General features: G+C 59.4%; 17 protein-coding genes. 10 read left to right on the top strand and 7 right to left on the bottom strand.

All coding sequences use genetic code 11. The features are described 5' to 3' along the window. The first annotated feature begins 268 nt into the window (after positions 1–268). The 4 genes from ABWV79_RS19380 to holA all read left to right on the top strand — a co-directional run bounded on the left by ABWV79_RS19380 (position 269) and on the right by holA (position 4,867). Positions 269–757, top strand: a complete 489-nt coding sequence (locus tag ABWV79_RS19380; RefSeq protein WP_170355391.1) for a DUF3576 domain-containing protein — start codon at positions 269–271, stop codon at positions 755–757. A 72-nt stretch (positions 758–829) separates the two neighbouring features. After that, on the top strand, positions 830–3,364 hold the full coding sequence (gene leuS / locus ABWV79_RS19385) for a leucine--tRNA ligase (RefSeq protein WP_353394061.1): 2,535 nt from the start codon (positions 830–832) through the stop codon (positions 3,362–3,364). After that, positions 3,351–3,842, top strand: a complete 492-nt coding sequence (gene lptE, locus ABWV79_RS19390; protein WP_353394063.1) for an LPS assembly lipoprotein LptE — start codon at positions 3,351–3,353, stop codon at positions 3,840–3,842. The genes leuS and lptE overlap by 14 nt, the downstream gene beginning before the upstream one ends. Continuing rightward, complete coding sequence (holA, locus tag ABWV79_RS19395) at positions 3,839–4,867, top strand: DNA polymerase III subunit delta (RefSeq protein ID WP_353394065.1); 1,029 nt, start codon at positions 3,839–3,841, stop codon at positions 4,865–4,867. The genes lptE and holA overlap by 4 nt, the downstream gene beginning before the upstream one ends. On the opposite strand, the gene ABWV79_RS19400 is transcribed toward holA, so the two are convergent. Then, positions 4,864–6,042, bottom strand: a complete 1,179-nt coding sequence (locus tag ABWV79_RS19400) for a TIGR03862 family flavoprotein (RefSeq protein WP_353394067.1) — start codon at positions 6,040–6,042, stop codon at positions 4,864–4,866. The genes holA and ABWV79_RS19400 overlap by 4 nt on opposite strands. Before the next feature lie 45 nt (positions 6,043–6,087). On the opposite strand from ABWV79_RS19400, the gene ABWV79_RS19405 reads away from it, so the two are divergent. Beyond that, positions 6,088–6,384 (top strand): HNH endonuclease, encoded by a 297-nt coding sequence (locus ABWV79_RS19405; RefSeq protein ID WP_170355396.1) that lies wholly within the window; start codon positions 6,088–6,090, stop codon positions 6,382–6,384. On the opposite strand, the gene ABWV79_RS19410 is transcribed toward ABWV79_RS19405, so the two are convergent. From ABWV79_RS19410 to ABWV79_RS19420, 3 genes are read right to left on the bottom strand one after another with little or no spacing between them, the layout of a single operon-like run. After that, positions 6,385–7,122 carry a VOC family protein gene (locus ABWV79_RS19410; protein ID WP_353394070.1) on the bottom strand — a complete coding sequence of 246 codons (738 nt, stop codon included), beginning with the start codon at positions 7,120–7,122 and terminating at the stop codon, positions 6,385–6,387. It lies immediately after the preceding gene. After that, the gene (locus ABWV79_RS19415) at positions 7,119–7,727 is read right to left on the bottom strand and encodes an enoyl-CoA hydratase/isomerase family protein (RefSeq protein WP_353394072.1); all 609 of its coding nucleotides are present in this window, start codon (positions 7,725–7,727) and stop codon (positions 7,119–7,121) included. The genes ABWV79_RS19410 and ABWV79_RS19415 overlap by 4 nt, the downstream gene beginning before the upstream one ends. Next, on the bottom strand, positions 7,724–8,467 hold the full coding sequence (locus tag ABWV79_RS19420; RefSeq protein ID WP_353394075.1) for an SDR family oxidoreductase: 744 nt from the start codon (positions 8,465–8,467) through the stop codon (positions 7,724–7,726). Before ABWV79_RS19420 ends, ABWV79_RS19415 begins: the two co-directional genes overlap by 4 nt. Positions 8,468–8,606: 139 nt before the next feature. On the opposite strand from ABWV79_RS19420, the gene ABWV79_RS19425 reads away from it, so the two are divergent. After that, positions 8,607–10,130 (top strand): DUF2125 domain-containing protein, encoded by a 1,524-nt coding sequence (locus ABWV79_RS19425; protein WP_353394078.1) that lies wholly within the window; start codon positions 8,607–8,609, stop codon positions 10,128–10,130. 36 nt (positions 10,131–10,166) lie between these two features. Here the strand turns inward: ABWV79_RS19425 and ABWV79_RS19430 are convergent, their stop codons facing one another. After that, on the bottom strand, positions 10,167–10,847 hold the full coding sequence (locus ABWV79_RS19430; protein ID WP_353394080.1) for an FkbM family methyltransferase: 681 nt from the start codon (positions 10,845–10,847) through the stop codon (positions 10,167–10,169). Between the two features lie 214 nt (positions 10,848–11,061). On the opposite strand from ABWV79_RS19430, the gene ABWV79_RS19435 reads away from it, so the two are divergent. The 4 genes from ABWV79_RS19435 to lpxK are packed head-to-tail and all read left to right on the top strand — an operon-like array spanning position 11,062 to position 15,412. Continuing rightward, the gene (locus ABWV79_RS19435) at positions 11,062–12,408 is read left to right on the top strand and encodes a TldD/PmbA family protein (RefSeq protein ID WP_353394082.1); all 1,347 of its coding nucleotides are present in this window, start codon (positions 11,062–11,064) and stop codon (positions 12,406–12,408) included. Then, positions 12,395–13,195: an inositol monophosphatase family protein gene (locus tag ABWV79_RS19440; RefSeq protein WP_353394084.1), complete on the top strand. Its 801-nt coding sequence runs from the start codon at positions 12,395–12,397 to the stop codon at positions 13,193–13,195. Before ABWV79_RS19435 ends, ABWV79_RS19440 begins: the two co-directional genes overlap by 14 nt. Next, complete coding sequence (locus ABWV79_RS19445) at positions 13,192–14,427, top strand: 3-deoxy-D-manno-octulosonic acid transferase (RefSeq protein WP_353394086.1); 1,236 nt, start codon at positions 13,192–13,194, stop codon at positions 14,425–14,427. The genes ABWV79_RS19440 and ABWV79_RS19445 overlap by 4 nt, the downstream gene beginning before the upstream one ends. Further along, entirely contained in the window at positions 14,414–15,412 is a 999-nt protein-coding gene (gene lpxK / locus ABWV79_RS19450) for a tetraacyldisaccharide 4'-kinase (protein ID WP_353394088.1), read from the top strand. Before ABWV79_RS19445 ends, lpxK begins: the two co-directional genes overlap by 14 nt. Before the next feature lie 33 nt (positions 15,413–15,445). Here the strand turns inward: lpxK and ABWV79_RS19455 are convergent, their stop codons facing one another. Continuing rightward, complete coding sequence (locus tag ABWV79_RS19455) at positions 15,446–16,102, bottom strand: DsbA family protein (protein ID WP_353394090.1); 657 nt, start codon at positions 16,100–16,102, stop codon at positions 15,446–15,448. Positions 16,103–16,116: 14 nt separating this feature from the next. Next, the gene (locus ABWV79_RS19460; protein ID WP_353394092.1) at positions 16,117–16,623 is read right to left on the bottom strand and encodes a DUF721 domain-containing protein; all 507 of its coding nucleotides are present in this window, start codon (positions 16,621–16,623) and stop codon (positions 16,117–16,119) included. Positions 16,624–16,675: the final 52 nt, after the last annotated feature.

The following is a 16,675-nucleotide window of genomic DNA, read 5'->3' on the forward strand; positions in this document are numbered from 1 at the left end:
TTTCAAAGTTTTCTAACTCGACAAGTGTCATTGCACATGTCTCAGCACGGGAACCGTTTCGCTCTTTTTGCCCCCTTCACGCAAGTATGGCATAAACGTGAAGACCGCATTGGCCACAGATTGGTGCAAGGATGTCACAGTCAGTTTTGTGACCTCTTCAGTCAGTAAACCCACCCGTATGTGACAATAATAGGGTTGTTGCCGCACTGGACCTTGTCTAGGAGTATCACCTAGCAAGTGAGACCCAGTGAAACAGGACACCTCTACAATGCGCCTGCAGACGATTTTCGGCTTGATCATAGCGACCGCACTCGTGTCGACCTGCGGACAGAATCGGAGCGCTGCCCCCAACCCCAATCTTGGAAACGTGGATGGTGGACGTTCGGACGAGCGGGAACTGAACGACCCAAATCGCTCAACCATCTGGGATGTCTTCAATACCGGCAATGCCGAGCAGGTCGCGAATGTGAACCGATACCTGTGGACGGCTTCTCTGGATGTTCTAAACTTTCTGCCTGTGCAGGAAGTCGATCCGTTTACCGGTGTAATTGTAACGGGTTACGGCACCCCACCGGGTGGCGGGCGCCAATATCGCGCGACCGTCCACATCAGCGATCCAGCCCTCGCAGCGCGGTCGCTCTCCGTGGCACTCCAAACCAGCGGAGGCAACCCGGTCAGCGCGGCGACCACACGCGCGGTAGAAGACGCCATCCTGTCCCGAGCCCGCCAGCTGCGCATCGCGGACAACAAGTTCTAGCAACTTGCGGAAAATCACACTAATACCACGCCGGGCTCTCACCCGGCGTTTTCATTCACGAAGGACCGCACGATGTCGCGCTACTCGGCCAACGAAATCGAAGCAAAATGGCAAGAGGCCTGGGACAAGGCCGGAATCTTTGCCGCTAATCACAAGGCGGACAAGCCGAAATACTACGTGCTTGAGATGTTCCCCTACCCGTCTGGCCGAATCCATATGGGACACGTACGCAACTACACGATGGGCGACGTGATCGCGCGGCACAAACTGGCGACTGGGCACAACGTGCTGCATCCAATGGGCTGGGACGCATTCGGGATGCCTGCCGAGAACGCTGCGATGGCTATCGGCGGCCATCCCAAAGACTGGACCTACGGCAACATCGCCGACATGCGAGGGCAAATGAAACCGCTTGGCCTGTCGATCGACTGGTCGCGCGAATTCGCCACTTGTGACCCGGAATATTACGGCCAGCAACAGGCGTTGTTTCTGGATATGCTTGAGGCCGGGCTGGTCTACCGCAAGAACGCTGTGGTGAACTGGGACCCGGTCGACATGACCGTTCTGGCCAATGAACAGGTGGAAAACGGGCGCGGCTGGCGCTCGGGCGCTCTGGTCGAGCGGCGCGAACTGACGCAGTGGTTCTTTAAGATCAGCGACTATTCCGAAGAATTGCTCGGCGCGCTGGACACACTGGAAAACTGGCCCGCCAAGGTGCGGTTGATGCAGGAAAACTGGATCGGCAAATCGCGCGGCCTGCAGTTCAGTTTTGAACGCACCGATGGTGCCGAGCCGATCACCGTCTACACGACTCGCCCCGATACGCTGATGGGCGCGTCTTTTGTCGGCATCTCGCCCGATCACCCGATTGCCAAGCAGCTGGAGGCTGAAAACGCCGAAGTCGCCGAATTCGTAGCCGAATGCCGCAAGGGCGGCACCACGGAAGAGGCCATCGAGACCGCAGAAAAGCTGGGCTATGACACCGGCATCACCGTCAAACACCCGCTGGACCCGAATTGGGAACTGCCGGTCTGGATCGCGAACTTTATCCTGATGGATTACGGCACCGGCGCGATATTTGCCTGCCCGGCTCATGACCAACGTGATTTGGACTTCTGCCGAAAATACGGCCTGCCGGTGGTCGATACGTTCTTTGCACTGGACGATGAAACCCCGGTGGACAAGATCGCTTTCGTTCCGCCGAAAACCGAGAAAGTCCGCTGGGTGAATCACTTCGCCGGCCTGACCGAGGCGACGGGTGATGAGGCCATCAATGCCACCGTCGATTTCGCCGAAAAGGCGGGCTGGGGCGAAGGTGTCACCAAATATCGCCTGCGCGACTGGGGTCTGAGCCGTCAGCGCTACTGGGGCTGCCCGATTCCCGTCGTGCATTGCGATGCCTGCGGCGTGGTGCCCGAGAAGAAAGAGAACCTGCCAGTTCGCCTGCCCGATGATGTGACATTCGACAAACCCGGCAACCCGCTGGATCGTCACCCGACCTGGCGCGACTGTGAATGCCCATCCTGCGGAGCCCCGGCCAAGCGCGAAACCGACACGATGGACACGTTCGTCGATTCGTCTTGGTATTTCGCCCGCTTCACCGCGCCCCGCGCGGAAACCCCGACCGATCTGGCAGAGGCCGAATACTGGATGAATGTCGATCAGTATATCGGCGGGATCGAGCACGCAATTCTGCACCTGCTCTATTCGCGATTCTTCGCCCGCGCGATGCAGATCACCGGCCACCTGCCGAAGAAAGCCATCGAGCCATTCGACGCGCTGTTCACGCAGGGCATGGTGACTCACGAAATCTATCAGACCCGCGACGCCAATGGCCGCCCGGTCTATCACCTGCCCGAGGACGTGACCGACGGCAAACTGGCCGACGGCACCGAGGTCGAGATCATCCCCTCGGCCAAAATGTCGAAATCCAAGAAGAACGTAGTGGATCCGATCAGCATCATCTCGGCCTTTGGCGCAGATACCGCGCGCTGGTTCGTACTGTCCGATTCGCCGCCCGAACGCGACGTCGAATGGACCGCATCCGGGGCTGAGGCCGCGTTCAAACATCTCAGCCGTGTACATCGCATCGCGTCGGAAATCGCCGAGTCGGACGTTCCGGCCAACGGAGAAGACGAAACCCTTCTGCGTGAGATGCACAAGGCGATCCATGATGTGTCGGGCGGGGTCGAATCCTTTGGGTTCAACGCATCCATCGCCAAGCTCTATGCCTTCACCAACACGTTGGCGAAGTCCAAGGCCGGCACCGATGCCAAACGTCAAGCGGCCATGACACTGGCGCAGCTTATGTCGCCGATGACCCCGCATCTGTCCGAAGAATTGTGGCAGCTGCTGGGCGGCGATGGTCTGGTCGCCACCGCGCCGTGGCCCATCGCTGGCGAAGCGATGCTGGTCGATGACACCGTCACCCTGCCCATTCAGATCAACGGCAAGCGCCGTGCGGAAATCAGCGTTCCCAAGGATATGGACAAGGCAGAGGTTGAAAAAATCGCGCTCAGCACCGAAGCTGTGCAAAAGGCGCTGGATGGCAATGCGCCAAAGAAGGTGATTGTTGTGCCGGGCCGGATCGTGAATGTCGTTGTTTGATCGCAGAACCCTTTTGATTTTACCGCTTGCGCTGGCCGCTTGCGGGTTCGAGCCTGTTTACGCCCCCGGCGGATCGGGTTCGGCTCTGAATGGCAGGGTCGAGGTTTCTGCCCCTAACTCGGTCAACAGCTATCTTCTGGTTCAAAATCTGGAACAAAGGCTGGGCCGCACTGCAAGTTCGGGCTCGGACTACGCGCTGAACGTCAATGTGTCGACCGTCCGTCGACGGGCGGCGATTACGCAAACGAATGAAACGGATCGTTACACGATCGAAGGGCGAGCGGATTTCGCACTCAGATCCAATGCGACGGGCCAGGTGATCACCTCTGGCTCGGTCGCGGATTTCGTAGGTTTCTCGGCCGCAGGATCGACGGTATCCGAACTGGCAGATGAACGGGACGCGAATGAACGTCTGATGGTGATTCTGTCAGATCAGATCGTCAGTCGGCTTTACGCGACACCGGATCTTGCGCAATGAAGCTCAGCCCGCGCGAGGCTGAGGGGTATTTTGCGCGGCCCGACGCCGACAAGGCCGGGCTGCTGATCTATGGCGCGGACGCGATGCGAGTGGCATTGAAGCGCCAACAGGTTCTGGCCGCCTTGCTCGGCGCGAACGCCGAAGAGGAAATGCGCCTAACCCGAATGCCAGGGGGCGACCTGCGCGGCGATCCCGCACTGTTGCTGGATGCGGTAAAGGCAGTGGGCTTTTTCCCCGGCCCGCGCGCTGTCTTTGTCGAAGACACCACCGATGTCGCCGCCCCCGCGATCATTGCCGCGCTTCAGGATTGGGCCCCCGGCGATGCTCAGATCATCGTCACGGCAGGCCAGTTGAAGCCCAGTTCGAAAATCCGCAAGGCGTTCGAGGGCCATACCTCGGCCTATGCGGTGGGCATTTACGACGACCCGCCTTCGCGCGGAGAAATCGAAAGGATCTTAGGTCAGTCCGGGTTGCAGAATATCCCCCACGAAGCAATGTCGGCACTGGCCGATCTGGCCACCGGTATCAGCCCGGGCGACTTTGCCCAGACGATCGAGAAACTGTCGCTGTATAAACGTGGCGATAGCGCCGAGCTAAGCATTGAGGACATCGAGGCCTGCGCGCCACGCTCAACCGAGGCAGCGCTGGACGATGTTCTGAACGTGGTGGCCGAAGGTCGGGCAGGCGAAATCGGCCCTCTGATCCGGCGTCTGCAGTCGCAGGGTACCAACGCGGTCAGCTTGTGCATCGGCGCGACACGGCATTTTCGAACTCTGTATGCCTGCGCCTCGGACCCCGGAGGGGCTGCGCAGGGCATCGGCAAGCTGCGTCCGCCGGTCTATGGCAAGCGGCGCGACCGGATATTGCGGCAAGCGCAGGGCTGGGGCGCGCCAAAACTGCAAACCGCGCTGACCGTTCTGACCGATACGGACCTTTCCTTGCGGTCAGCCGGACAAACTGCACCCGCCATGGCTTTGGTTGAACGTGCCATGATCCGTCTGGCGATGCTGGCCCGGTCGCGCTAACGATCCAGCCACCGAACGGCCCCGTGCCCCGCCCAGCGGCCCGTGGCCAGACAGCCGGTCAACAGATAGCCCCCGGTCGGGGCCTCCCAATCCAGCATCTCTCCGGCGCAGAACACACCGGGTTTGGCCGTTAGCATTAGGTGGCCATCCAACGCGTCTCGCTGAACCCCGCCTGCAGTTGAGATCGCCTCGTCCATCGAGCGCAGGCGTGCGCCCACGATGGGCAGGCGTTTGAGCGCCGCCACCTCATGTCCTTGCGACACGGCAGCTTGCTTGGACATCTCGTGATACAGAGCGATTTTCTGCGGCGGCAGTTTCACCGCCTTTTTCATCCATTGCGTGAACGTGGTTTTCGCGCTTTTTGCGGCAAGCCGCGCCTGCAAGGTCGCCGCGTCCAGATCAGGCAACAGATCAACATGTAAGTCCGCGCCCGAACGCAGAGCCGGGGTCAGGGAATAAAGGCCCCCGCCCTCCAACCCGATAGCGGAAATCGTGGCTTCCCCACGGCTTTCTAGCTCTCCGGCCAGCCAGCGCACCGCTTTTAGCGCCTTGCCAAAATGAGGTTGCATATGGGGGCTCCACGCCACCGACAAGGCAGAGTTCGCCGGTTCAAACGGGGCCAGCGCCACGCCTTTCTCTGCCAGTACCTGCGCCCAGTGCCCATCGGACCCCAGCCGCGCCCAGCTTGCCCCACCCAACGCCAGAACGGTGACGTCAGATGCAATTGCCTGCACCCCCTCGGGCGTGTCAAACGACAGCGCGTCGCCATCCCAGCCCAGCCAGCGCCAGCGGGTTCGGATCTGCACACCCGCCTCATCCAACCGTCGCAACCATGACCGCAACAATGGCGAGGCTTTCATAGCGCTGGGAAACACTCGCCCGGTCGAGCCGGTGAAAAGCTCTTGTCCCAGCCCCCGCGCCCAGTCCTGCACGGCCTTGGCATCAAGTTCCGCCACAATCGGGCGCAGCCAATCCGCTGCGTCGCCATAGTTGGGCATCAGCGTCTGGAGCGGCTCATCCTTGGTCAGGTTCAGACCGGATTTTCCTGCCATCAGGAACTTGCGCGCGACCGAGGGCTTGGCCTCGGCCACCAGCACATCATGGCCCGCTGCGGCCAGCTGCTCTGCTGCCATCAGACCGGCGGGACCGGCCCCGATTACCACCGCTTGCGCCATTGCCGTCCTCTTGCTTTTCGCATCTGCGGGCGCACATTCTGCCCCATGTCAGATCGCGACCCCATATGCCCGCTGTGTGACCGCCCCATCCCAGACGGGGGCGGCAGCCTGCACCATCTGATCCCAAAACTCAAAGGGGGCAAGGGCGGACCTACGGTTTTGCTGCATATCATCTGCCACAAAGAGGTCCACGCCACTCTGTCCGAGGCCGAACTGGCCCGCAGCTATAACACGGTCGAAACTCTGCGCACGCATCCCCGACTTGAGAAATTCCTGAGCTGGGTCCGCAAACGCCCACCCGGCTTCCGCTCGAAAGTGCCGGGCAAGCGACGCGGGCGCTGATCAAGCCGGCCAGACCCGATCACCAAATGCATCCGCAAGGGGCGTGTCGATCCCTTCAAACTCCAACCCGCGGTAATCAGGAACAGGGGCAATCTGGACACCAGCAAGGTGCTGAAACTCCAACGTCGTATAAGGGCGTTTCCAAAGCCATTCGCGGTTTTCCACGGACCATAAATCCGCGTTTGGCGGAGTATCTTCTGAAAACGCATAGAAATGCAGATCGAACCCGTACTGTGCCACATCCTGCATCGACAGTAAGCGCATGCCCTGCGCGCGGCAAAACGCATCTTCGGCCGCGATATCGCCGGTACGCAACGTGATCTGCCCGATCCGCGCATCAGCAAAGGGCGCGTCGGGGCTTGCGGCATTGTCTGGCCGGTTGCCTTCGAAATCATGCTGCAACACTTCGATCACAAACCCTTCGGGGTCTTGCAGGTGGCACAGGTAACCGATGTCCAGAAACTGCTTGGGGTCCGAAACCTCGACCCCTTTGGCGCGCAGAGCGTTAACCGCCAGATCGACATCCGGTACTGTGACACCGATCTTCCAATACCGTTGCCCGCGGTCGTGACTGTACCCGCCGCCGCCGGGCATCAGGACCAGGTCAGCATCCAAACCAGTATACCCCACACGCTGACTAACGCCCTGAGAACGCGCAGACATGCCCAGCGTATCACCGTAGAACGCCGCCAACCGGTCAGGATCGGCAACACGCAACCTTACAGCAGACAGCCTCATGGGCACAGCGCCGCGATACCCGCGGCAGTTTCCGGGTCGGCGGCCACGCTATCCGCAACCAGTTCCAAAGCTGTTGGCATCAATGCGTCTGGCTCGACCACGCGGTCGACAAGACCGAAATCATAGGCGTTCTTGGCGGTGATCTTTTGCCCGGCCATCAAGATCATCTTCGTACGCGATGGTCCGATCAGAGCCGCCATGCGACCTGGATCGGACGGTTGCGGCAGAAAACCCAGCTTCATTACCGGATAGAAAAACTTGGCATTCGGCACCGCAATTCGGATGTCGCAGGCCAGCACCATGCCATTGGCCCCACCGGCCAGTGTTCCGTTCAGTGCAGCGACGGTCAGACAGGGCAAAGCAGCTATGGCCCCTGAAAGCCTCTCCCACAGATCCGAAGTTGCAAGACCGGCCCGCGCTTCGTCCAGACCAGCGCCCGCACTGAAAACCTTGCCTTTCCCGGTCAGGATCAGAGCGCGGGCATCGGTTGCCGCCTCGGCAATCTGGCAGAGTTCGGTTAGCATGGCCCCGGTCAGCGCGTTGGCTTTGTCGGGATTGTTAAGTGTAACGGTCCAAAGACCATCCACCTGTGCCAGTTCGATCACGTCAGACCTACCCTTTTTCGAATGTCTTCCCTCCGCAGGGAAATCTCGGTGCCCAAAAACTCATCGGCATCCTGTGAACACATCCAAAGCAACGCCCGTGCGGGCCAGTCGGCGGGGATATGATCGCTCCAATCCAGTTGGCTGACCGCATTGATGCCGCTGGCCTTAATCACCCGCTGCATTTCAGTGGCCACAGTACCCGGCGACAGGCCCATAGCGCGGATGCCGTGCATTGATTCCTCAAGATGCAAGCATTCCGTCAGCATCTTTGCCCCCGCCTTCGAGGCGCAGTAGTGACTCCACGCTTCAATGGCGTTCGAAGCTGCACCGGATGAGACAGTGATCACCGTACCGCCCCCAGCGGATCGCATGACCGGCAAAGCCGCACGCATACCATGGAAAACGCCTTTAAGGTTTATGTCTATGGCCTTGCCCCACGCATCTGCATCCGCATTTCCAAGGTGAAAGATCGGATCAATCACCCCTGCATTGCCGATCAGCACGTCCAGCCCACCAAAACGATCCACGCAATCGGCAATGGCTTGCTCGACCTGCGAAAACACGCTGACATCGCATTGTAGCGCGATCGCGTTGTCCCCAAGTTCCGAAGCTAGTGCAGAAATCTGGTCCCGGCTGCGCGCCACCAGCGCGACATTCGCCCCGGCTGCGGCAAAAACGCGCCCCGCCTCGGCCCCAATGCCGCGACTGGCCCCTGTGATCAGTACGGTTTTTCCTTGCATGTGGACCCTGTACCTCCGTTGTTTTGAGATTGTGTGAACGTCTACCGCGCGAAGGGGGAAAGGGTCCAGTCCTTGCCCCTTGACGCCCGCCGTCACAGACACGACGATGCCTGTAAAATTGATCAAGAAGGGTTCTATAATGTCCGTTTTCCTTCACCGCAGCTGCGGTGCTGTATTGGCCTATGCCTTAATCTCTCAGGGGGCGCTGGCTGATGTCACCGCGCAGGATGTCTGGGATGATTGGAAATCCTACCTGACCCAAATGGGCTATACTGTGGAAGCTCAGGAAACCTCAGACGGCAATGTGCTGACAGTCACCGATATGACCATGACGATGGCTCTGCCAGAAGAGGATGGATCCTTTGACATGGTCGTCCCTCAGATGACCCTGACCGAAAACGGAGACGGCACCGTCAGTGTAGACGTCCCCGAAAGCTTTCCGATGACCGTGAAGGGTGATGGCAGTGGCGAGACCTTCTCGACCGAAATCCTATACACCCATACCGGCCTCAAGATGGTTGTCTCGGGCTCGCCCGAAGATATGACATATGACTATTCGGCTGGCTCGATTGGGGCCAAGTTGGATGGGTTTACCGTAAATGGCGAAGAAATGCCCGCGGACGCGCTGGCCGTCAGCATCGCATTGAACGACGTAAGCGGAAGCTCGCGGATGAAAATCGGTGAGAACCGCGATGTTGACCAGAACTTTACAGCCGCCGACCTGACATACGGGCTGGTTTTCAACGATCCCGAAAGCGGCGAGACGGCCAATGTGGACGGTGCGCTTCAACAACTCGCGTTTGAAGGCACCACGGTCATTCCATCAGATTTCGACGTCGCTGATCCGCAGGCTTTCTATGATGCCGGCTTCGCCTTTTCCGGCCGCTTCACCTACGACTCAGGCAAATCCGCTTTGGCGGGAACCAGCGAAGGCCAAGCGTTTTCACTGGGAAGCGAGTCCCAAGGCGGGCGCCTGGCCGCCAGCCTGGACGCGCAGCGCTTGGCGTACGACATCGAACAAAACAGCACCAAAGTGGCTGTAACTACGGCAGACCTGCCGTTCCCGATCGAAGTCGCGATGGAAAATGCGGGTTTGAAATTCGAGTTCCCGGTCCAGGAGTCCGAAGAAATTCAACCCTTTGGCTTTGCGATGAACCTGACAGACTTCACTATGTCTGACGTATTGTGGAGCATCTTTGACCCCGCAGGCGCTCTGCCTCGAGACCCGGCAACAATTGCGCTGGACACGACCGGTACGGCGAAAATCCTGACCAACTTTTTTGACCCCAACGCAGTTGAGACACTTGCCCTGTCCGATACCGCACCGGGCGAGCTGCATTCGATGAAGATCAACGAATTGTTGATCTCGCTGGTGGGAACCAAGCTGACCGGCGATGCCGATTTCGCCTTTGACAACGCAAACACCGAGGCTTTCGACGGCCTGCCCACGCCAAAAGGTACTGCGAACCTGCAGCTTGTCGGCGCGAACGGGTTGATCGACACGCTGATCGGCATGGGGCTGATGTCGGACAGCGACGCATTGGGTGCCCGCATGATGATGGGTCTTATGGCGGTTCCGGGCGAAGAACCTGACACGCTGAACTCCAAGATTGAATTCACCGAAGAGGGCCAGATTCTGGCGAACGGTCAGCGTATCAAATAGCCATCGAGGGAAGGCTTCTTTTGGAGCCTTCCCCTTTTACCTGCGGCCGACGCGCCGAAACAGGACAGACCCGCCACTGCTGACGCGCTGATCATAGGCGAACCCAAGGCCGGACAGGTGGTCGAAACACGCTTTTATCCCGCGCAGTCCGATCTTGCGGGTGTGCACCTCTAGATAGACCTTGTCCACATTCGCCAGATTGGCTCCGTCGAAAAGGTACTTCTCGCCGCCTTCGATATCGACAATCAGAACATTGGCGTCGAAGTCGCCAAGAATTTCTGACAAGTGCCGTTCTGGCACGCTGACCTCTTGTACATAGTCGGGTTTCGGATCCAGAGAAGACGACCAGAACGGGTCACGAATGTAAAACGTCGACATCCCCAATTCGTGCGAGTCCGCCAGCGCGACCGCATTCAGCACTTCGACCCCTTCAATTCCGTTCGCGGCATGGACGCGGCCGATAAAGTCGCACAGGGTTGGGTTGGCCTCGATGCACATCACGCGACGAACATTCAACTGGGTTGCCAGATAGGACGAGATGAACCCGATTCCGGCCCCAAGCTCGACCACGCGGTCCTCGGGATCGATGAATTTCGGCAGGCCGGTCACTTCGTCCTTCTCGTACCGTTCCGCGCGAATGGATCGTGCAACCTGAGGCGTTATGACATCCGGATCATTCGGTATCCGAACCCCACGCAACGAGAGATGATCTTGCATAAACTGCCCTGCCCGTTTGCCCTGCGCCAACCCGTGCAGAGCCTTCATTTCGCAAGCAGGTTTAGCCCATACCCCAGTCCTTAGCAGCCGGTTTTTTGCTGAAAACCAAAAGTTTTTGCACCCTTCACGCAGCTGCTATGGTCCTGATCCACCCACAGCCCTTGCGGGACAAGCTGTCCAAGGCTAGGTCCAATACAACCAGACCGGAGGTTTCATGACCCGCACGCCCGAAGATATCAGCCAAGATCTGCTGGACGCCGCCCGCAAGGCCGGAGCAGACGCTGCAGACACCATCGTACTTGACGGATCATCCGTTTCGGTCGAAGTCCGCGGCGGAGCGTTGGAACATGCGGAACGCTCGGAAGGGGCTGATCTGGGTTTGCGGGTGTTTCTGGGCAAGCGTCAGGCGATCGTTTCAAGTTCTGACAGCCGCCCCGAGACCCTGACAGCCATGGCCGAACGCGCAGTTGCTATGGCGAAAGAAGCACCCGAGGATCCGTTTACCGGACTGGCACGGGCGGATCAGCTGGCAGCTGATTGGGATGTAGAGGCACTTGAGTTGTTCGATCCAACGCCTGAGCCGAGTGCCGAAGACTTGCTAAAGGATGCTCTGGCGGCCGAAGCAGCCGCGCTGGCTGTGCAAGGCGTGTCACAAGTATCAGACGCGGCGGCGGCCTATGGGGTTCACCGCGTGCATCTGGCAGCGACCAACGGTTTTTCGGGCGGGTATGAACGCAGCAACCGGTCGACCTCTTGCGTTGCAATCTCGGGCGAGGGAACCGGGATGGAGCGCGACTATGACGGCGACAGCCGTACATTTCAGTCGGATTTGCGCAGCCCCGATGACATCGGTCGCAGCGCGGGTGAACGGGCTGTGCAGCTGGTCGGCGCGCGCCAGCCAGTGACCGGTACGTTCCCGGTCCTGTTTGACGAACGCATTTCGTCCTCGTTGATCGGTCATCTGCTGGGTGCAAGCAACGGAGCCGCCATCGCGCGTGGATCTTCGTGGCTTTCCGACTGTCTGGGAGAGCAGGTGCTTCCTGCCCATTTATCCCTGATCGAAGACCCGCATCGTCCGCGCATTGCCGGATCGCGCCCGTTCGACGCCGAAGGACTGCCCACCCAACGCCGGGCTATTGTCGAAAACGGTGTCCTGACTGGCTGGACATTGGATCTGGCCAGTGCGCGCAAACTGGATATGGTCTCGACCGGGAACGCGGTACGCGGCGTGTCCGGCCCACCTTCGCCCAGCAATTGGAATCTGAGCCTGACCCAGGGTACGCAAAGCCGCGAAGACCTGCTGCGTGACATGGGCACCGGACTGCTGGTCACGTCGATGATCGGGTCCACGATTAACCCCAATACTGGCGATTACTCGCGCGGGGCCTCAGGGTTCTGGATCGAAAATGGGCAGATCGCCTACCCGGTCAACGAATGTACCATTGCGGGCAATCTGCGCGACATGCTCAGGCGGATCATTCCGGCAAATGACGCACGACCTTACCTGTCGCGCGTTGTGCCGTCGGTTCTGATCGAAGGGATGACACTTGCCGGCAACTGACCTGCAACTACTGATCGACGCTGCGCTTGAGGCCGGAAGGATCGCAACGCGGTACTCTGGCACAACTGCGCAACGCTGGGACAAACCCGACGGAGCCGGTCCAGTTACCGAAGCCGATCTGGCCGTGAACGCAATGCTGGAACAACGCCTTCCCTTTGCGCGTCCCGACTACGGTTGGCTCAGCGAAGAAACCGAAGACTCGCAGGCGCGTCTGTCCAAAGATCGCGTGTTCATCATTGATCCGATCGACGGAACCCGCAGTTTTGCGGAAGGGTCAAAAACCTGGGCGCACTCGCTTGCGGTCGCCCAGCAGGGCGAAGTCACGGCCGCAGTGATCTATTTGCCTTTGCGCGACATGCTTTACGCCGCAGCCAAAGGACAGGGGGCCACGCTTAACGGCGCGCCGATCAGGGTGTCCGGCGCCATGGACTTGGAAACCTCACAGGTTCTGGCCGCAAAGCCAAATCTGGACGCGCGTCACTGGCGCAACCAAGATGTGCCAGACTTCATCCGGACCTATCGTCCGTCTTTGGCCTATCGACTGGCGCTGGTGGCGCAGGGGCGGTTCGACGGTATGCTGACCCTACGCCCGAGCTGGGAATGGGACATCGCCGCCGGAGACCTTATCATTCGCGAGGCCGGAGGAGCCTGCACTGATCGTACTGGAGGCCTATTGCGGTTCAACAACCCGAATCCGCGCCTGAACGGGGTCATCGCTGCGGGTCAGCGGATTCACACCCGATTGTCGGAAAGACTAGCTCCGGAAGGCCCAGGAATACAGGCATGAGCAAACCGCGCTCTCTTAGCCTTGCGGCCTATCGCGTTCTGTCCTGGGGCGTTCCAAACGGGACGGACAAACCCTACATCCCGCGCCCCGAAGGTGAGCTGATCTGGATACATATAGCCTCTCAGGATCGCCAGCGCGTGGTCGAGGGCTTCTGCCAACGTCTGCGCCAATCTCGTCCCAACCTGTCGGTCTTGTTGACTGCGCCCCCTCAAGCTGACCTGATCCGTTGGGATGCAAGCAGCCATCCTTTGGTCAATCTACCGTCCGAACAGACTGGTGCCGCACGAGAATTTCTGGATCATTGGCGTCCCGACCTTGGTCTATGGGTCGGTGGCGGGTTAATGCCCAACGTGATCACCCGCGCTGAAGAACGTGGGCTACCCCTGATTCTGATCGAAGCCGAGATTGATATTCAAGTGGCACGCGGCGCACGATGGTTGCCCGATATCACACGATATACCTTTGATTGTTTTCAAACAATTCTTGCCACGTCACCCGAAACAGTTCGACACATTCGCAGGCTCGGCGTCCCGGCCTCCAAAGTCGACACGGCCCCGCCCTTGCACGTCAGCCCCAATCCAAGTCCCTGGCCCGAAGATGAATTGATCGAAATGACGCACGCGCTGTCCAGCCGGCCAGTGTGGTTGGCAACCTGGGTTCAGGACAAAGAATTCATCTCGGTCCTCAGCGCGCACCGCCAAGCAATGCGGATGCTGCCGCGCTTGGCTCTTATCCTACATGTCGCCGACATGTCCGAGACCGAGCCACTGCATCGCAGGCTGCTCTCGATGGACCTTAGATGCGTCAATTGGGACGACGGAGGGACAATCGAAGATACAACACAGGTTATACTGACATCGGACCCTGAAAATCTGGGTCTGTGGTATCGTCTGTCACCCGTAGCATTCATGAGCAGCTCGCTTGAACGGGGTGCGGGTGGGCGCGATCCGCTGACAGCAACTGCTCTGGGATCCGCGGTCATTCACGGACCTTTCGTGCATCGTCATCAGCAGCTATATGATCAGCTAAACAGAGCAGGTGCGGCCAGATTGGTCCGCACCGCGACCGAACTGGGCGATGCAGTGGCAGAACTTCTGGCACCTGACGAGGCCGCGAGAATGGCTCTGGCGGGTTGGGAAATCGTGTCAGAAGGCGCTCCGCAAACGGATCACCTGATCGAAATTGTACAGGACAGTCTGGACCAGCGGGGCCAAGATCATGCGAGCACCTGATTTCTGGAATACTGCGCCGGACAAACCGTCATTGGCGGCCCGGCTTCTGTCGCCGCTTGGGCACCTTTATGCTGCAGCAACCGCTCGCCGCGTTGCAAGCGATCTCGGCTTTGCCCCCGGTGTGCCGGTTATATGTGTCGGTAATCTGAACGCAGGCGGCACTGGCAAAACGCCTACGGTCATCTGGATGATCGAACAACTGCGCGACGCCTGGCATCTGACCCATGTGGTCACCCGCGGCCATGGCGGATCGCTGGACGGGCCGGTTCGCGTCGATCCCGGCAAACACACTGCAGCAGATGTTGGCGATGAACCGCTTTTGCTGGCGGCATTCGCCGATGTTTGGGTCGCCAAAGATCGCGCCGCCGGAGCAAAAGCCGCAGCCCAAGCCGGAGCAACGGTTATTGTGCTGGATGACGGGTTTCAAAATCCCTCGGTCGCAAAGGATTTCTCGGTCATCGTTGTGGATGCGGAACGCGGGTTCGGCAATGGCCTGTGCCTGCCCGCAGGCCCGTTGCGCGAACCGGTCGATGTGGGATTGCAGCGGGCCGATCTGGTTTTGTCGTTGGGTGATACAGATGCACAGGTCCAATTCTCAGACCGTTGGGTAGAGGATTTGACTGTTCCACATGTCACCGGTGCGGTCGAGCCTCTGCAAACGGGTATGGACTGGAGCGACACTTCCGTATTGGCGTTTGCCGGTATCGGCCACCCGGAAAAGTTCTTTGCTACCTTGCGCAATCAAGGCGCGACACTCTTGCGGGCCGAAGCCTTGGACGATCATCAACCGTTGACCTCGGCGTTGATGACCCGCCTGGAAAACGAGGCACGTTTGTTGGGCGCTCAAATGGTCACAACGGAAAAAGATGCTGTTCGTTTGCCCGCCGCCTTTCGCAGCAAAGTAATAACGTTGCCCGTCCGTTTGCGTGTCAATGAGGCCGACAACGTCAGGCAGATGCTACTTAAAATCGCACCGTCGCCGTAGGTAGCGGCCGGTCCTAAGACCGGCCAACCCATATTAACTGCCCAATTCAGCTTCGATCAGCTTCTTGAACTCGTCATAAGACTGGTTGTCGATCTTTCTACCGTTCACGATGAACGAAGGTGTCGACTGGATACCATCCTTTTCGGCATTTTCCTGATACCAAGCGACCAGAGTACGCGCCCGGTCTCCGTCCTGCAGACAGGCTTCAAGCTGATCGTTGTCGATCCCTGCCAGACGCCCGATCTTGCGCAGTTCATTCACGATTTCAGCAGGACCGCCAGCGCGCGTCCATTCGGACTGGCCTTCATAGATCAGGTCCGAGATGCCAAAGAATTTATCGGGTCCGGCGCAGCGCGCGACCATCGAGGCCCACAAGCCGTAGCGATCAAAGTAAACCTCGCGGTAGGTGAACTTGACCTTACCGGTGTCGATGAAATCCTTTTTGAGCTGCTTATACGGCCCTTTGTGGAAATTCGCGCAATGCGGGCAGGTGTAGGAGGCATACTCGATGATCTCGACCGGCGCATCCTCGGCCCCCAGGGTCATCTCGACGATGGTCGAGGTGTCCAGCTCGGCCTCTTGCGCCTCGGCGCTGCCGATCAGCGAAAATGACGCGTTCGGTGACGACAGCAAAAAGCTGCCTGCGGCAATGGCGACGGCCGCGCAAATTCCGGTTGCAATACGGCTCATGTATCAGCCCTTTCTCAGCGTTTTTGTTTGGATAGAACGTTACGGCCCAGACGTTCAAGGGCTGCACGCAGATCGCCATCATGGACGCCTTGCGCTGCCCGGTCCGCCTCGGCCGCGATTTCCGGTTTCAGTATGGGTTTCGCCGCCTTCGGTTTGTGATCGAAACTGGCTTGCCCCTCGGCAAATCCTGTCGGAGCGGTCTGGGTGATACGAACCCGGCTGATGGCGTTATAGCCGTAGACCGCGTTCACCTTGCCGCGCAGCTGTTCCTTTTGCATCTCAAGCATCGGTGCCTGCGGGCCGGTGGTCAGCACAGTCAGCGTCGCCCCCATGCCGCCCTTGCCATAGCCCACATTCACAGGCCGCGCGATGGCGGCCATATCCTGTCCCACGATCTCGGCCCAGTTAGTCAGGATGCGCGACACGGCAAACCCGCGGCTTTCGCCCGCACGCCTGATCTGCGTATTCAGCAATGTCGCGGTGCGTTTGAACCCGCGGGTCGAAGAACGTCTGCGCTGCATCTGGTTTCCAACTCCTGCACCACTATTGTAGAGGGCAGAACACCGGGCGCCA

The organism is Ruegeria sp. HU-ET01832, assembly GCF_040371315.1.
GTDB lineage: Bacteria > Pseudomonadota > Alphaproteobacteria > Rhodobacterales > Rhodobacteraceae > Ruegeria > Ruegeria lacuscaerulensis_A.

Excerpts from the sequence above, each read along its gene's own strand:
- ABWV79_RS19400 (WP_353394067.1), bottom strand. The coding sequence starts at position 6,042 with ATGGCGCAAGCGGTGGTAATCGGGGCCGGTCCCGCCGGTCTGATGGCA.
- ABWV79_RS19435 (WP_353394082.1), top strand. The coding sequence starts at position 11,062 with ATGACCCGCACGCCCGAAGATATCAGCCAAGATCTGCTGGACGCCGCC.
- ABWV79_RS19455 (WP_353394090.1), bottom strand. The coding sequence starts at position 16,102 with ATGAGCCGTATTGCAACCGGAATTTGCGCGGCCGTCGCCATTGCCGCA.
- ABWV79_RS19445 (WP_353394086.1), top strand. The coding sequence starts at position 13,192 with ATGAGCAAACCGCGCTCTCTTAGCCTTGCGGCCTATCGCGTTCTGTCC.
- ABWV79_RS19420 (WP_353394075.1), bottom strand. The coding sequence starts at position 8,467 with ATGCAAGGAAAAACCGTACTGATCACAGGGGCCAGTCGCGGCATTGGG.
- ABWV79_RS19430 (WP_353394080.1), bottom strand. The coding sequence starts at position 10,847 with ATGCAAGATCATCTCTCGTTGCGTGGGGTTCGGATACCGAATGATCCG.
- ABWV79_RS19380 (WP_170355391.1), top strand. The coding sequence starts at position 269 with ATGCGCCTGCAGACGATTTTCGGCTTGATCATAGCGACCGCACTCGTG.
- lptE (WP_353394063.1), top strand. The coding sequence starts at position 3,351 with ATGTCGTTGTTTGATCGCAGAACCCTTTTGATTTTACCGCTTGCGCTG.
- ABWV79_RS19405 (WP_170355396.1), top strand. The coding sequence starts at position 6,088 with ATGTCAGATCGCGACCCCATATGCCCGCTGTGTGACCGCCCCATCCCA.
- ABWV79_RS19460 (WP_353394092.1), bottom strand. The coding sequence starts at position 16,623 with ATGCAGCGCAGACGTTCTTCGACCCGCGGGTTCAAACGCACCGCGACA.
- lpxK (WP_353394088.1), top strand. The coding sequence starts at position 14,414 with ATGCGAGCACCTGATTTCTGGAATACTGCGCCGGACAAACCGTCATTG.
- leuS (WP_353394061.1), top strand. The coding sequence starts at position 830 with ATGTCGCGCTACTCGGCCAACGAAATCGAAGCAAAATGGCAAGAGGCC.
- holA (WP_353394065.1), top strand. The coding sequence starts at position 3,839 with ATGAAGCTCAGCCCGCGCGAGGCTGAGGGGTATTTTGCGCGGCCCGAC.
- ABWV79_RS19425 (WP_353394078.1), top strand. The coding sequence starts at position 8,607 with ATGTCCGTTTTCCTTCACCGCAGCTGCGGTGCTGTATTGGCCTATGCC.
- ABWV79_RS19410 (WP_353394070.1), bottom strand. The coding sequence starts at position 7,122 with ATGAGGCTGTCTGCTGTAAGGTTGCGTGTTGCCGATCCTGACCGGTTG.